Annotated in this window: 16 protein-coding genes and 1 pseudogene; 6 read left to right on the forward strand and 11 right to left on the reverse strand. The window is 58.8% G+C overall.

Features of this window, described 5'->3' with window-relative positions; genetic code table 11:
- Positions 1-36: 36 nt before the first annotated feature.
- Together VSQ83_RS23945 and betT are read left to right on the forward strand one after the other, a co-directional pair.
- The gene (locus VSQ83_RS23945) at positions 37-363 is read left to right on the forward strand and encodes a DOPA 4,5-dioxygenase family protein (RefSeq protein ID WP_133074964.1); all 327 of its coding nucleotides are present in this window, start codon (positions 37-39) and stop codon (positions 361-363) included.
- Positions 364-713: 350 nt separating this feature from the next.
- A complete protein-coding gene (gene betT, locus VSQ83_RS23950) occupies positions 714-2,672 on the forward strand; it encodes a choline transporter BetT (protein ID WP_219262037.1) in 1,959 nt (652 codons plus the stop codon).
- A 72-nt stretch (positions 2,673-2,744) separates the two neighbouring features.
- On the opposite strand, the gene VSQ83_RS23955 is transcribed toward betT, so the two are convergent.
- The 11 genes and pseudogenes from VSQ83_RS23955 to VSQ83_RS24005 all read right to left on the reverse strand — a co-directional run bounded on the left by VSQ83_RS23955 (position 2,745) and on the right by VSQ83_RS24005 (position 10,772).
- Positions 2,745-2,873, reverse strand: coding sequence for a hypothetical protein (locus VSQ83_RS23955; RefSeq protein ID WP_257622897.1), 129 nt, complete (start codon positions 2,871-2,873; stop codon positions 2,745-2,747).
- Positions 2,870-3,139 (reverse strand): annotated as a pseudogene (locus tag VSQ83_RS23960) (type II toxin-antitoxin system RelE/ParE family toxin). The gene VSQ83_RS23955 and the pseudogene VSQ83_RS23960 overlap by 4 nt, the downstream one beginning before the upstream one ends.
- Positions 3,129-3,320: a type II toxin-antitoxin system RelB family antitoxin gene (gene relB / locus VSQ83_RS23965; protein WP_326398884.1), complete on the reverse strand. Its 192-nt coding sequence runs from the start codon at positions 3,318-3,320 to the stop codon at positions 3,129-3,131. The pseudogene VSQ83_RS23960 and the gene relB overlap by 11 nt, the downstream one beginning before the upstream one ends.
- A gap of 149 nt (positions 3,321-3,469) precedes the next feature.
- Positions 3,470-3,685, reverse strand: coding sequence for a TOBE domain-containing protein (locus VSQ83_RS23970; protein WP_003444581.1), 216 nt, complete (start codon positions 3,683-3,685; stop codon positions 3,470-3,472).
- 34 nt (positions 3,686-3,719) lie between these two features.
- On the reverse strand, positions 3,720-4,526 hold the full coding sequence (gene ssuB, locus VSQ83_RS23975; RefSeq protein ID WP_019828605.1) for an aliphatic sulfonates ABC transporter ATP-binding protein: 807 nt from the start codon (positions 4,524-4,526) through the stop codon (positions 3,720-3,722).
- Complete coding sequence (ssuC, locus tag VSQ83_RS23980; RefSeq protein ID WP_133074967.1) at positions 4,523-5,329, reverse strand: aliphatic sulfonate ABC transporter permease SsuC; 807 nt, start codon at positions 5,327-5,329, stop codon at positions 4,523-4,525. Before ssuC ends, ssuB begins: the two co-directional genes overlap by 4 nt.
- Positions 5,330-5,336: 7 nt before the next feature.
- Entirely contained in the window at positions 5,337-6,485 is a 1,149-nt protein-coding gene (ssuD, locus tag VSQ83_RS23985) for an FMNH2-dependent alkanesulfonate monooxygenase (RefSeq protein ID WP_019828602.1), read from the reverse strand.
- A gap of 31 nt (positions 6,486-6,516) precedes the next feature.
- Positions 6,517-7,482, reverse strand: a complete 966-nt coding sequence (locus VSQ83_RS23990; RefSeq protein ID WP_133074968.1) for a sulfonate ABC transporter substrate-binding protein — start codon at positions 7,480-7,482, stop codon at positions 6,517-6,519.
- A 100-nt stretch (positions 7,483-7,582) separates the two neighbouring features.
- Positions 7,583-8,176 carry an NADPH-dependent FMN reductase gene (gene ssuE, locus VSQ83_RS23995; RefSeq protein ID WP_133074969.1) on the reverse strand — a complete coding sequence of 198 codons (594 nt, stop codon included), beginning with the start codon at positions 8,174-8,176 and terminating at the stop codon, positions 7,583-7,585.
- Between the two features lie 305 nt (positions 8,177-8,481).
- Positions 8,482-9,120, reverse strand: a complete 639-nt coding sequence (locus VSQ83_RS24000; RefSeq protein WP_095027738.1) for a peroxiredoxin — start codon at positions 9,118-9,120, stop codon at positions 8,482-8,484.
- A 293-nt stretch (positions 9,121-9,413) separates the two neighbouring features.
- A complete protein-coding gene (locus VSQ83_RS24005) occupies positions 9,414-10,772 on the reverse strand; it encodes an OprD family porin (RefSeq protein ID WP_133074970.1) in 1,359 nt (452 codons plus the stop codon).
- A 498-nt stretch (positions 10,773-11,270) separates the two neighbouring features.
- On the opposite strand from VSQ83_RS24005, the gene tauA reads away from it, so the two are divergent.
- The 4 genes from tauA to tauD are packed head-to-tail and all read left to right on the forward strand — an operon-like array spanning position 11,271 to position 14,792.
- Positions 11,271-12,254: a taurine ABC transporter substrate-binding protein gene (tauA, locus tag VSQ83_RS24010; RefSeq protein ID WP_019828597.1), complete on the forward strand. Its 984-nt coding sequence runs from the start codon at positions 11,271-11,273 to the stop codon at positions 12,252-12,254.
- Positions 12,255-12,280: 26 nt separating this feature from the next.
- Positions 12,281-13,075, forward strand: a complete 795-nt coding sequence (gene tauB, locus VSQ83_RS24015; protein ID WP_133074971.1) for a taurine ABC transporter ATP-binding subunit — start codon at positions 12,281-12,283, stop codon at positions 13,073-13,075.
- The gene (gene tauC / locus VSQ83_RS24020; protein ID WP_019828595.1) at positions 13,072-13,908 is read left to right on the forward strand and encodes a taurine ABC transporter permease TauC; all 837 of its coding nucleotides are present in this window, start codon (positions 13,072-13,074) and stop codon (positions 13,906-13,908) included. The genes tauB and tauC overlap by 4 nt, the downstream gene beginning before the upstream one ends.
- Before the next feature lie 50 nt (positions 13,909-13,958).
- Positions 13,959-14,792, forward strand: coding sequence for a taurine dioxygenase (tauD, locus tag VSQ83_RS24025; RefSeq protein WP_133074972.1), 834 nt, complete (start codon positions 13,959-13,961; stop codon positions 14,790-14,792).
- Positions 14,793-14,900 lie beyond the last annotated feature (108 nt).

Below are 14,900 nucleotides of genomic sequence, written 5' to 3' on the forward strand. Positions count from 1 at the left end.
GCAAGCCCGCTCCCACATCACCCGTACGAGAGCGATATGCAGAGAATCAAGGGCTACCACGCTCACATCTATTTCGACGCCTCGACCATCGATCAGGCGCGGGCCTTGTGTGAAGAGGCGAAGCAACTGTTTGGCGTCACCATGGGCCGCGTCCACGAACGCCTGGTCGGCCCGCACCCGGACTGGAGCTGCCAGCTGGCGTTCGGCCCGGAGCTCGTGGGTATCGTCCTGCCGTGGCTGGCGCTCTATCGCCACGGGCTGGTGGTGTTTATGCACCCCGATACCGGTAATGACCTGCTGGACCACACCGACCATGCGATCTGGATGGGCGCGATTCGGCCACTGGATTTGTCTGTTTTTTGATTAATTTAGCAGGGGGTAAATTTTTTTTCGGCTCTCCCTGGTCCTGCTGTTCCCAACCACCTCCCACCCCCCTGACAGCCCCACCCCACAACGGCTGAACGTTGATCATGGCCATGTGTCATACCCAGTCATGAGCTAACGTATCAGACGTGTAGCCGTGGGCAGCGATTAGTGCTGAAAGGCCATCCATGTTTAACTTGAATGCTCGTTCAACTTAAACCGGTGGTCCGCTGCCCGCTCACAACAGGAGGCTAACCCTTGCCGAATCCGCTCTTTTTGATCCCGTTTTACCTCTATAAGGTGCACATCCAATGAGTGTACCGATCACGCCTGAAACGTCTTCGATCCGCATGAACCCGCCGGTATTTTACTTTGCCGCCGTGTTTATCCTGATCTTTGGCCTGGTGGTCATCGCCATGCCACAAGCGGCCGGTGAATGGCTGCTGGCCGCACAGAACTGGGCGGCCAATACGGTCGGCTGGTACTACATGTTAGCGATGACCCTGTATCTGATCTTCGTGGTCGTCACCGCCTTGTCCGGCTACGGCAAGATCAAGCTCGGTGCCGACCACGACGAACCCGAGTTCAGTTACCTGTCCTGGGCGGGCATGCTGTTCGCCGCCGGGATCAGCATCACGCTATTTTTCTTCTGTGTGTCCGAACCCCTGACCCATATGCTCGCCCCGCCCCAAGGCCCGGCCGGTACGTCAGAGGCTGCGCGCCAGGGCATGCAGCTGCTGTTCTTGCACTGGGGCCTGCATGGCTGGGGCGTGTTCGCCTTTGTGGGCATGGCGCTGGCCTACTTCGCCTACCGTCACAACCTGCCGCTGGCGCTGCGCTCGGCGCTCTACCCGCTGATCGGCAAGCGCATCAACGGGCCTATCGGCTATGCGGTGGATGGCTTCGGCATCATCGCCACCGTGTTTGGCCTGGGCGCCGACATGGGCTTTGGGGTGTTGCACCTCAACTCCGGGCTCGACTACCTGTTCGGCCTGCCGCATACCCAATGGGTGCAAGTGGGCCTGATCACGCTGATGATGGGCGCGGCGATCCTGGTGGCCATTGCGGGCGTCGATAAAGGCGTGCGGGTGATGTCCGACATCAACATGCTGCTGGCATGCGCGCTGCTACTGTTTGTGCTGTTCGCAGGCCCCACCCAGCATTTGCTCAACACCCTGGTGCAAAACATCGGTGACTATCTTGGCGCCTTGCCGACCAAGAGTTTCGACGTGTACGCCTATGACAAACCAAGCGACTGGCTGGGCGGCTGGACGGTGTTCTACTGGGCCTGGTGGATCGCATGGTCGCCGTTTGTGGGCCTGTTCATTGCGCGTATTTCACGGGGCCGTACCATCCGCGAGTTCGTGTTCGGCGTACTGCTGATTCCGTTGGGCTTCACCCTGGCGTGGATGTCGATTTTCGGCAACAGCGCCATTGATCAGGTGCTCAACCACGGCATGGTTGCCCTCGGCCAGTCTGCCATCGACGACCCGTCGCGCACGCTGTACCTGCTGCTGGAGACCTACCCGTGGAGCCGGACCGTGATTGCGGTGACGGTGTTTATCAGCTTTGTGTTCTTTGTGACCTCGGCCGACTCCGGCACCGTGGTGCTGTCCACCCTCTCGGCGCGTGGCAATAACGCGGATGAAGACGGCCCTAAATGGCTGCGGGTGTTCTGGGGTGCGATGACGGCGCTGGTTACCAGTGCGCTGCTGTTCTCGGGCAGTATCGATGCGCTCAAGTCAGCGGTGGTGCTGACCTCGCTGCCGTTCTCGCTGATTTTGCTGCTGATGATGTGGGGCCTGCATAAGGCGTTCTACCTTGAGTCGCAAAAGCAGATTGCGCAGATGCACTCCCTGGCGCCGGTTTCGCACTCCCGTCGCGGCGGTTGGCGTCAGCGCTTGAGCCAGGCCGTGCACTTCCCGTCCCGTGACGAGGTGTATCGCTTCATGGATACCACCGTGCGCCCGGCGATTGAAGAAGTGAGCGCGGTGTTCCTGGAAAAAGGCCTGAATGTCGTCACCCAGCCGGACCCGGCCAACGACAACGTGAGCCTGGAAATCGGCCACGGCGACGAACATCCGTTCATCTACCAGGTGCAGATGCGTGGCTACTTCACGCCTTCCTTCGCCCGTGGTGGCTTTGGCAAAAAAGAGCAACTGCGAAACCGCCGTTACTACCGCGCTGAGGTGCATTTGGCCGAAGGCAGTCAGGATTACGACCTGACGGGCTACACCAAAGAGCAAATCATCAACGACATCCTCGACCAGTACGAACGTCATATGCAGTTTTTGCATTTGGTGCGGTGACAGCCAGGGCCCGCCTGCAATGGGCGGGCCTTGATTTTGTAGTTGCTGCTACGGGGGGCGACTCTAAAGAAATTACAGGGATAGCGATCTGACAGTTTCATCGCGTTTTGGCAGATCCAGTTCCACGTATCCGGCTTTCTCGAAGCGTTTATGGATACGGCTGCCCAGCCCTCTGTTCTGCTGCTTGTTGTTTTTGCTCATGGATATTCCTGCCTTGCGTGCAGAGCGGTGACTATCTCGATCCGATTCGTGACTCTGTAGACCACCAGGTAATTGGGATGCACGACAATTTCCCGAGTCCCGGGTACTCGACCGAATCTATACAAATAGGGATGCTGAGGTAGAGCGGATATAGCAGCTTCAATGTTCTTTTAGAGCTCACTGGCCGCGACAAGATTGCGGTCGCTGATGTACTCAAGGATCTCGCTGAGTTGAGCCCGAGCAAGGGGCCGCCACTCAACCAGCATCGCGCTCTTTGCGTTTTGACTCGATCAGGGCCTGCATCTGGGCCATTACTTGATCGTGGGGGATACCCGGGCGCGGATCATCAAGTGCGGCCTGTACCTTGGCTCGGAACCAGCGATCATAACTGGCGGCCTGCTCTTCGGTTTCGAACTCTGAAACGATCGGGGAAAGGTGGGCGCTCATGGAGACCTCCTGCGTGGGTGCCTTTGAGTCTAATCCGTCCACCGCTTGCTGTCTTTGTAGCCACGACGAAGTGCACCTCAAGGGGTGTTTTTCAGCCACAAAAAACCCCGAAGGGCTCACACCTTTCGGGGTTGTGGATAAACCACGGTTTACAGCTTGGCGATGGACACTTCGGTGGATTTTACAAACGCGATCACTTCGCTGCCGACCACCAGTTCCAGCTCTTTGACCGAGCGGGTGGTGATCACGGAGGTCACGATGCCCGATGCGGTCTGTACGTCGATTTCCGACAGCACGTCGCCCAGCACGATTTCCTTGATGTGGCCTTTGAACTGGTTGCGAACGTTGATGGCTTTAATGGTCATGGTGTCGATTCCTGTCTTGGGATAGAAAGTGGTTTTATTGCGCCCAGCGCAGTTGCGTAGGCAGCGGTGCAACGGGTTCCGGCTCAGGTGGCGAGCCAGGCAGTGCGAGAACACGGTTCAGTACTTCGGTTTCCAGTGCGGCCAGGCGGTGCGAGCCGCGTACCCGAGGGCGTTGCAGATCGACGGTGAGGTCCAGCCCCACCTGCCCTTCTTCAATCAAAATCACCCGGTCAGCAATCGCGACGGCTTCGCTGACGTCGTGTGTCACCAGCAACACGGTAAAACCATGCTGGCGCCACAGGCGTTCGATCAGGTCCTGCATTTCAATTCGGGTCAGGGCATCCAGTGCGCCCAGCGGTTCGTCGAGCAGCAGCAAGCGCGGCTGGTGGATCAGGGCGCGGGCCAGGGCCACACGCTGTTTTTGCCCGCCCGACAGTGCTGCTGGCCATTCATTGGCGCGTTCGGCCAGGCCGACTTCTTCCAGTGCCTTGAGCGCTTTGGGGCGCCAGTCGCCTTTAAGGCCAAGGCCCACGTTGTCGATGACTTTTTTCCAGGGCAGCAAACGTGCTTCCTGAAACATCAGTCGCGTGTCTTCACGGGCCGCTTGCAGCGGTGCGCTACCGGCCAGCAATTGGCCTGCGGTGGGCTGGTCGAGCCCGGCCAGCAGGCGCATCAAGGTGCTTTTGCCGCAACCGCTGCGCCCGACAATGGCGACAAATTGCCCCGCCGGGATATGCAGATTGATATCTCGCAGCACCAGCCGCTCGCCGAAGGCTTTTTGCAGGCCGTTGATGGCCAGCGGGATGCCCTGGCGCAAACGTGGAGGTTGTTGAGCTGTCATGCTGCACCGCCTTTAACGACTTGATACGCCGGGTGCCAGCGCAACCAGATGCGCTCCAGACCACGGGCCGCGGTATCGGCCAGCTTGCCGAGCACGGCGTACAAAACAATTGCCAGCACCACCACGTCGGTTTGCAGGAACTCCCGGGCGTTCATCGCCAGGTAGCCGATGCCGGAGCTGGCGGAGATGGTTTCGGCCACGATCAACGTCAGCCACATAAAGCCCAGGGCAAAGCGCACGCCCACCAGGATCGAAGGCAACGCCCCCGGCAAGATCACCTGCCAGAACAGGCTGAAACCGGACAACCCGTAGTTGCGCGCCATCTCGACCAGCGCCGGGTCGACGTTGCGGATGCCGTGGTAGGTGTTGAGGTAGATCGGGAATAAAGTCCCCAGTGCTACCAGAAAAATCTTCGCAGACTCATCGATACCGAACCACAGGATGACCAGCGGAATCAGCGCCAGGTGCGGCACGTTGCGGATCATTTGTACCGAGCTGTCGAGCAGGCGTTCGCCCCATTTCGACAGGCCGGTAATAAAGCCCAGCGCCAGGCCGATGCTGCCGCCGATGGCAAAGCCCAATCCGGCACGCCAGCCGCTGATGGCCAGGTGTTTCCAGATTTCGCCACTGCGTACCAGCTCGATCCCGGCCGTGATCACGGCACTGGGGGCGGGCAGGATGCGTGTCGACAACCAGCCCGCCGACACGGACAGCTGCCATACCGCCAGCAGCAACACAGGCAAGGCCCAGGGCGCCAGGGTGTGACCGATTTTATTGAGGCCCGAGGCCTTGCCTGAACTCATGGCGACCTCAGCTCTGCGACGCGGCTTTAGGGAGAATGTCATTGGCGACCATTTCGCCAAACGGGCTCACGTAGCTGGCGCCTTTTGGCAGTTCCGGGCGCTCGATATCCAGGTGCGGGAACAGCAGTTCGGCAACGCGGTACGACTCTTCCAGGTGGGGATAACCCGAGAAGATAAAGGTGTCGATGCCAAGGTCGGCGTATTCCTGAACCCGGGCTGCCACGGTTGGGCCGTCACCGACCAGTGCCGTGCCGGCACCGCCACGCACCAGGCCCACGCCGGCCCACAGGTTGGGGCTGACTTCGAGGTTGTCGCGGCTACCGCCATGCAGGGCGGCCATGCGTTGCTGGCCGACCGAGTCGAAGCGCGACAGCGAGGCTTGAGCGCGGGCGATGGTGTCGTCGTCCAGATGGGAAATAAGTTTGTCGGCGGCTTTCCATGCCTCTTCGTTGGTTTCACGCACGATCACGTGCAGACGAATGCCGAAGCGTACGGTGCGGCCCAGCTTGGCGGCCTTGGCACGTACCTGTTCGATTTTTTCGGCGACGGCGGCCGGTGGCTCGCCCCAGGTCAGCACCATTTCAACTTGTTCGGCAGCCAGGTCTTGCGCAGCTTCCGACGATCCACCGAAGTACAGCGGCGGGCGCGGTTGCTGGATCGGTGGGTAAAGCAGTTTTGCGCCTTTGACGGTGATGTGTTCGCCGTCGTAGTCCACGGTTTCGCCTTCGAGCACACGACGCCAGATGCGGGTGAACTCCACCGAGGCCTGATAACGCTCTTCATGGCTGAGGAACAGGCCATCACCGGCCAGTTCTTCCGGGTCGCCGCCAGTCACCAGGTTAAACAGTGCGCGGCCACCGGACAGACGGTCCAGGGTCGCGGCCTGACGTGCCGCCACCGTGGGCGAGACAATGCCAGGGCGCAGGGCCACCAGAAACTTCAGGCGCTGGGTAACGGGGATCAGCGCTGCGGCCACCAACCAGGAGTCTTCGCACGAACGCCCTGTCGGAATCAGTACTCCGCCAAAGCCCAGACGGTCTGCGGCCTGTGCGACTTGTTGCAGGTAGCCGTAGTCAACGGCACGAGCGCCTTCGGAGGTGCCAAGGTAATGGCCGTCACCGTGGGTAGGCAGGAACCAGAAAATATTGAGGCTCATGGAGTGGTCTCCTAAATGGGGGCAGCAAGCGTTAGTTGGCTTTGGCCAGATTGGCCGGGGGCGTCCAGATCACGTCTTTCACAACCAGCGGCTTGGGGATCAACTTGAGTTGGTAAAAGGTGTCAGCGATTTTTTGCTGCGCGTTGACCACTTCAGGGGTCAGAAACTGTGCCCCATAGCCTTGGCGTTTGACCGCTGTCAGGGTGATTTCAGGAGACAGGCCCAACAGGGGCGCGACTTGTTGGGTCACGTCGTCAGGGTGGGCTTTGGCCCATTCGCCAATGTTGCGCACTTCATCGACCAGGGTTTCGATCACCTTGGGATGCTGTTCGGCATAAGGCTTGGTGGCCAGATAGAACTGATGGTTGTCGGCGATACCGCTGGCGTCACGCAGGGTGCGCGCTTGCAGCTGTTGTTCGGCGGCGGCCTGGTACGGGTCCCAGATCACCCAGGCATCGACACTGCCGCGCTCGAAAGCGGCGCGGGCATCGGCGGGTGGCAGGAACACGGTCTGGATATCGGTGTATTTCAGGCCAGCGTCTTCAAGGGCCCGCACCAGCAGGTAGTGAACGTTGGAGCCTTTGTTGAGCACGACCTTTTTGCCTTTGAGGTCTTTGACCGAGGTGATCGGTGAGTCCTTGGGCACCAGAATCGCTTCGCTGGTAGGGGCTGGTGGCTCGTAGGCCACGTAGAGCAGGTCGGCGCCGGCGGCCTGGGCGAACACGGGCGGGGTTTCGCCGGTCACGCCGAAGTCGATGGAGCCCACGTTCAGGCCCTCAAGCAGTTGCGGGCCGCCGGGGAATTCGGTCCATTGCACGTCAACGCCCTGCTCGGCCAGACGCTTGTCCAGCGTGCCTTTGGCCTTGAGCAGCATCAGCGTGCCGTATTTTTGATAACCGATGCGCAGGGTATCGGCTTGAGCCTGGGTAACAGCGCCGAAGGACACAGCCGCAGCTAACAGTGCGACCAGACCGCGACGCAAAATGACAGGGCGCATGGCGCTCTCCTTTTGAGGTTCGAGATTCGGGTAGCACCTGCCGAGCCGTTAGCGGATCAGTAAGGTGGTGAAGCGTGTTGCTGTCTGTGGGGATCTTGCTTTAAATGCTCCAGCGAGCCGTGACCAGGCGCTCGTTGAGGATGCCGGGATCCAGTGGTTTGGGGCGTCGCGCCAGGGCGCTGTAGAACTGTTCAAGGGATTCGTTCATGCGCTGTTCCAGCACGGGCACCAGTTGCGCTTGTGCGCTGCCTTCGCCGTAAGCGATCTGGCTGTCTTCGGCAAAAATGCCGTGCAGCATTTCCTGAGCCTTGAGCGCCGACAGTACGGGCTTGAGTGCGTAGTCCACGGCCAGCATATGGGCGATGCTGCCACCGGTGGCGATGGGCAACACCACTTTGTGGCTCAGGGCGCGCTCGGGCAGCAAGTCGAGTACGGTTTTGAGTGCGCCGCTGAACGAGGCCTTGTAAACCGGCGTCGCAATCACCAGGCCGTCGGCGTTTTCAATCTGTTGCAGCAGGTCGATAATTTTTGGGCTGTCGAAGCGTGCGTGCAGCAAGTCTTCGGCCGGGAAATCACGTACCTGATAACTCACCACTTCGACGCCTTGCTGGTTGAGCCAGCGTTTGGCGTGCTCCAGCAACACTCCCGAACGGGATCGTTGGCTTGGGCTTCCTCCGAGTGTCACGACCAGCATCTAGACGTTTCCTTGAATGAATATGTGCAATTCGCTGTCAGCGTTTTCGCTTGAGTGAACAGACCTTAACAGGTGATTTATATATCTATAAATCATATTTATTCATTTGTTTATTCTTAAAATGCATATGCGATTTTGTTAAATGAAACGCAAAAAAAAGGCCGTCGAAACGGCCAAAAACCCTGTGGAAGACACTGGCAAACTGAGTAGTCGCTGCCGTAGGCTGCGAAGGATTGCGCAGCAACCCGTTTATCCGAGTCGCCTCAGTCCTTCGCAGCCTGCGGCAGCGACTACGGGTGTAGGGATTACTTATTGGGCTGTGGCGTGAGGCGCAGGTAGGGCTTCACGGCGCGGTAGCCCTTGGGGAAGCGTTTCTTGATTTCGTCTTCGTCCTTGAGCGATGGCACGATGACCACCTCGTCGCCGTCCTGCCAGTTGGCCGGTGTCGCGACTTTGTGGCTGTCCGTCAGTTGCAGGGAATCAATCACCCGCAGAATTTCGTTGAAGTTGCGCCCGGTGCTGGCCGGATAGGTGATGGTCAGGCGGATTTTTTTGTTCGGGTCAATCACGAACAGCGAGCGCACAGTCAGGGTGTCGCTGGCATTGGGGTGGATCAGGTCGTAGAGGTCGGACACCTTGCGATCGGCATCGGCCAGGATCGGGAAGTTGACCACGGTGTTCTGGGTCTCGTTGATGTCTTCGATCCACTTGTGGTGCGAATCCACCGGGTCTACCGACAGCGCGATGGCTTTGACGCCACGCTTGGCAAACTCATCCTTGAGCTTGGCGGTAAAGCCCAGTTCGGTGGTGCACACCGGGGTGAAGTCCGCCGGGTGCGAGAACAACACGCCCCAGCTGTCGCCCAGCCATTCATGGAAGTGAATCTTGCCAGCGCTGGAATCCTGTTCGAAATCGGGGGCGATGTCGCCGAGTCTGAGGCTCATGGTGCAGTTCCTTTTTATAGGGAATGGCAGGGCGTGATGGCTTTACTCTGCCTGCGTCACGAGTTAATTAAAAAGAATAAATATCGATTTGGTTAGGTCTGAATGGAATATTAAAAACTGTTTCATTGGACGCAACAATGCACCAGGTCCAGTCTGGACTCAGTTGGGCAAGGGGAGCGGCAGGGAGCTGCGACATTTGAATGTGTTGCGAATTGACCGTTCAGGTCTTCGGTAAACACCCTGCCCGGCATTGCGCCGGGCAGGATTTTTCTAAACTTTGATCTACACCAGGCTTACAGCAACGGGATCGAGTAGCTGACGATCAGACGGTTTTCGTCTTGATCACGCTGGCCAGCGATGTCGTTGCGCCACATGGCGTTTTTCCACATGAAGCCCAGGTTTTTCAGCGTGCCTTCCTGGATAACGTAAGCCACGGTGATATCGCGTTCCCACTCGGAAGCGCCATTGCTGGTCTGCACACGGTTGGCGTTATAGGTGTCGATGTTATCGCCACGCAGGTAAACCGCACCCGCCGTCAGGCCAGGAACGCCCACTTTAGCGAAGTCATACGAGTAGCGTGCCTGCCAGGTGCGTTCGCCAGCACGGGCAAATTTCGAGATCTGCATGTCGGTAGGGATGTAAGCCGATGCACCGTCGCCCTGGTTCAGGAACGGGAAGTCGCTGCTGCCGTTGCTGACCTGATAACCGCCACCGAAGGTGTGACCTTCAACGGTGTACAGGAACAGGCCGCTGATCAGGTTGTTGTCGACCTTGCCCTTGCCGTTGGCCTGGGTGTGGTAATCGCCTGTGGTGTAGTAGGCCGGCTCGTTACCGTTCTTGCCGTCGTCGGAGCTGTTGAAGTAACGCAGGTCAGATTTCAACACGCCCGGGCCAATGGACCAGTTGTGGGTCAGACCCAGAAAGTGTTGCTTGTAGAAGTCTTCCAGGTTGCCGTAGTAGTACTGCAGCAACAGGTCTTTGTTGAGTTTGTAGTCAACGCCGCCGTAGTAGAACTTGTTAACGAACTTGCCCGCGCTGTAGTTCGAGCTACCGTTGGCACCGCCAAGCGACAGGCCTTCGTTGTTGCTGGAGTTACGACCCTTGGCGTGTTCGATCTGGCCGCCGGTGAAGGTCAGGTCCTTGAACTCGCTGGAGGTGATCTGGCCACCCTGGAAGGTTTGCGGCAGCAAACGACCGTCGTTGCTGACGATAACCGGCAGTTTTGGCTGCAGGGTACCGATGCGCAGTTCGGTCTGGGAAATCTTGGCTTTAGCGGTCAGGCCCAGGCTGGAGAAATCGTCTACAGCGTGGTTGCCGTCGCTTGGGAATACCGAGCCGCCAGCATTCAGACCCGTTGGGTTGCCGTGTTTGGCTGCGCTGGAGTCAAGTTTGACGCCCAGCAGGCCAATGGCGTCCACACCAAAGCCGACTGTGCCCTGGGTGAAACCCGAGGTGTAGTCCAGCTGGAAGCCTTGGCCCCATTCAGCGGTGTAGTTGGAGTTTTTCGGCGCACCCGAATCACGGTTGTCGTTGTTGATGTAGAAGTTACGCAGTTTCAGCGTGGCTTTGCTGTCTTCAATGAAGCCTGCAGCGCTTGCTTGTTGTGCCAACAACCCTACGGCCACAGCGATGGCCAAGGTGGACTTGTTCATTGTGTTGCTCCTTTGCGTTTCTAATTTTTGTATTTCATTAGCCCCGGATCTGAGGTCTGGGTGCTGCAGATGCGCGATTAGCGCCAGACGGTGACTGGCAAGTCAATCGTAACCAATCATGTCTACGACCTTTGTCTAGTCTCCCGTCGTTTGTGCGCAGATTAATGGCTATTTAATAAACCTAAAAAGAATTATTTATGATCTTTTAAGATCGAATAGGCATAAAGCAGGATATTTCCTACGCGCACGAAAAGGAATGCTATCGGTCTTTCGTCTAATTCCTAAACATAATTTCATGAATCTTTTAATAGCGTTTGGTTCTTAAACCCTGGCTTCGATCACAGACAGGGAAAATGCCTTGGCATCTGTGGCACGAGCCTGCCTGCGGATGTCGCGGAACTACATAAGCTAATGCTTAAAAGTTATTTATTTAGAGTTTCTTAGATCATTTAACCTCGCATTCTGCCGATATCCGGCCGCCTGCCGAGGAGCTTCCTGATGAAATTGCATTCTCCCTTACGCCTTCTGGCTGCTTTGTCTCTGGCGGGTGCCAGCTTCTTTGCGCAGGCCGCCAGCACGGATGTCACCGTGGCTTACCAGACCACCGTGGACCCGGCAAAAGTTGCCCAGGCCGATGGCGCCTACGAGAAAGCCACGGGGGCCAAGATCAACTGGCGCAAGTTCGATAACGGTGCCGACATCATTGCCGCCATCGCCTCGGGAGATGTGCAGATTGCTTACCTGGGCTCAAGCCCGCTGACGGCAGCAGTGACTCGCAACGTTCCGGTTGAAACCTTTCTGATCGCTACCCAGCTGGGCGGCTCTGAAGCTCTGGTCGCTCGCGACGGTTCCGGCATCAACGGCCCGCAGGATCTGGTCGGCAAAAAAGTGGCCGTGCCCTTTGTGTCCACCGGTCATTACAGCCTGCTGGCTGCTTTGAAGCACTGGAACATCGACCCTTCGAAAGTACAGATTCTGAACCTGGCGCCACCGGCCATCGTGGCGGCCTGGAAGCGTGGCGATATCGATGCCACCTACGTGTGGGATCCGGCACTGGGTACGGCCAAGGAAAACGGCAAGGTGCTGATTACTTCGGGTGAGCTGGGCAAGCTGGGCGCACCGACCTTTGATGCCTGGATCGTGCGCAAGGACTACGCCGCCAAGCACCCGGAAGTGGTCAAGCAGTTCGCCAAGGTGACGCTGGATGCCTATGCCGACTACCACAAGGATCCAAAAGCCTGGCTGGCCAATCAGAGCAACATCGACAAGGTGGTGAAACTGTCGGGCGCCAAGGCAACGGATATCCCTCTGTTGCTGCAGGGCAACGTGTACCCGCTGGCGGCTGACCAGGTTGTCTTGCTGGGCGCACCGACCACCAAAGCCCTGGCCGACACCGCTGCCTTCTTGAAAGAGCAGAAAAAAGTCGACGCCGTACTGCCGGACTACGCGCCGTCGGTCAACGCCACTTTTGTTACTCAATAATCAACGCAGCTGAGGAGTCGACGGTCATGGCCTTGTTATCGCTGGAGCGCATCAGCGCACAGTATCCTGGCGCCGCTGAGCCGGTGCTGTCGGACATCTCCGTCAGCCTCGGCCCTCAGCAACTGCTGGTCGCCCTCGGCCCTTCGGGCAGCGGTAAAACCTCGTTGCTGAATTTGATTGCAGGCTTTGTCGAGCCCAGCAGTGGTCGAATCACCCTGGATGGCGTGCCGGTACATGGCCCCAGCGCAGAGCGCGGCGTCGTGTTTCAGGATGATGTGTTGCTGCCGTGGCAAGACGTGCTGGCGAACGTGGCCTTTGGCCTTGAACTGGCCGGTGTCCCGCGCAGCAAACGCGAAGCCCGCGCCCGTGAAATGCTTGCGCTGGTGGATTTGTCCGGTTTTGAGAAGCGCCGGGTGTGGGAGCTGTCGGGCGGGCAAAAACAGCGTGTGGGCCTGGCCCGAGCGCTGGCTGCCGACCCCCGTGTGTTGCTGATGGACGAACCGTTCGGCGCCCTCGATGCCTTTACCCGTGAGCAAATGCAGGAGCTGCTGCTGCAAGTGTGCCGTCGCACCGACAAGCCCGTTTTCCTGATTACCCACGACATTGAAGAAGCGGTGTTTCTGGCCACGGATCTGATTTTGCTGGCGCCCAACCCGGGTCGCATTGTTGAACGGTTGACCCTGGATTTTGGCCAGCGCTACAACGCGGGCGAGTCTGCCCGCTCGATCAAGTCCGACCCTCGTTTTATCGAAACCCGTGAACATGTGCTTGAGCGCGTGTTTTCACAACGCGGTGCCGCCCAGCGGCAGGAGCGCGCATGAGCAGTTATGAAGCCGTTACTGGCGCCCCCGTTGCCGTGCCCCACGCACCGCGCCCGGTTAAACGCAGCCTGAGCACGCGCTGGATCAGCGTCCTGACCCTCGTCACTCTGATCGCCGTCTGGTGGGCTGTCACTGCGGGCGGATGGATCGAGCCGCTGTTTTTGCCACCGCCCTCTGCCGTGCTGCAAAAAGGCTGGTTGCTCGCGACCGCTGGCTATATGGACTCCACCCTGTGGCAACACCTGGGCGCGAGTTTGAGCCGTATCGGGCTGGGGCTGGGCTTTGCGATTCTGACGGCAGTGCCGGTGGGTATCGCCATTGGTCACAACCGGATTGCACGTGGCATTTTCGACCCGCTGATCGAGTTCTACCGCCCGATACCGCCTTTGGCCTATTTGCCGCTGATCGTGATCTGGTGCGGGATTGGCGAGTTGTCGAAAGTGTTGCTGATTTACCTGGCGATCTTTGCCCCTATCGCCATTGCTACCGCCACGGGCGTACGCACGGTCGACCCGGCCAAAGTGCGCGCGGCGCAGTCGTTGGGCGCCACGCGCTGGCAGCTGATTCGCCATGTGATTTTGCCGAGTGCCTTGCCGGATATTTTGACTGGAGTACGCATTGGTCTGGGCGTGGGCTGGTCGACCCTGGTGGCCGCCGAGCTGATCGCCGCCACCAGTGGCCTGGGCTTCATGGTGCAGTCCGCTGCGCAATTTCTGGTCACCGATGTGGTGGTGCTGGGGATTCTGGTGATCGCCATCATCGCCTTTGCCATGGAAATGGGCCTGCGGGCCCTGCAACGCAAGCTGGTGCCGTGGCACGGCCAGGCTCACTAATTAACAGAACTCGACGCTGATTAATCGGCGCGCTGATAAAGAGACAGATCATGAGCCTGACCATTACCCCGATTAGCTCTGCCCTTGGCGCCCAGATTGACGGCGTTGACCTGACTCAGCCCCTGAGTCTTGAGTACCGTGATGCCATCGAGCAAGCGTTGTTGGCGCATCATGTGGTGTTCTTCAGGAATCAGTCGATTACACCCCAGCAGCAGGCACGTTTTGCCGCCAACTTTGGCGATCTGCATATTCATCCGATTTATCCCAACGTGCCGGAGCAGCCTGAAGTGCTGGTGCTGGACACGGCCGTGACCGACGTGCGCGACAATGCGGTGTGGCACACCGACGTGACTTTTTTGCCGACGCCGGCCATGGGCGCGGTGTTGAGTGCCAAGCAACTGCCGGCGTTTGGTGGCGATACATTGTGGGCGGCCGGGATCGCGGCTTTTGAAGGGTTGTCCGGGCCGCTGCAAGTGCTGCTGGAGGGGTTGACGGCCACCCATGACTTCACCAAGTCGTTCCCGCTGGAGCGTTTTGGATCGACCCCTGAAGACCTGGCGCGCTGGGAGCAAACCCGCAAGAACAATCCGCCGTTGTCGCACCCGGTGATCCGTACGCACCCGGTGAGCGGGCGCAAATCGCTGTTCGTCAACGAAGGCTTTACCACGCGGATCAATGAGCTGTCTGAAGCCGAAAGCGAAGCGATCCTGAAGCTGCTGTTCGCCCATGCCACCCGCCCGGAATACACCATCCGCTGGCGCTGGCAGGAAAACGACGTGGCATTTTGGGACAACCGCGTGACCCAGCATTACGCCGTGGATGACTACCGCCCTAACCGCCGCGTGATGCATCGTGCGACCATTTTGGGTGATGCGCCGTTCTGATGAACACACGCATGGTGTGTAGTCGCTGTCGAGGCACGAGGCTGCGATCGGCGACAAGGTCGTCGTAAATTCAGGTGATGATGCGTATCAGTTGGTTCCGGGGCTCAG

Origin of the sequence: Pseudomonas sp. DSV-1, from assembly GCF_035830915.1 — a bacterium.
Lineage (GTDB): Bacteria > Pseudomonadota > Gammaproteobacteria > Pseudomonadales > Pseudomonadaceae > Aquipseudomonas.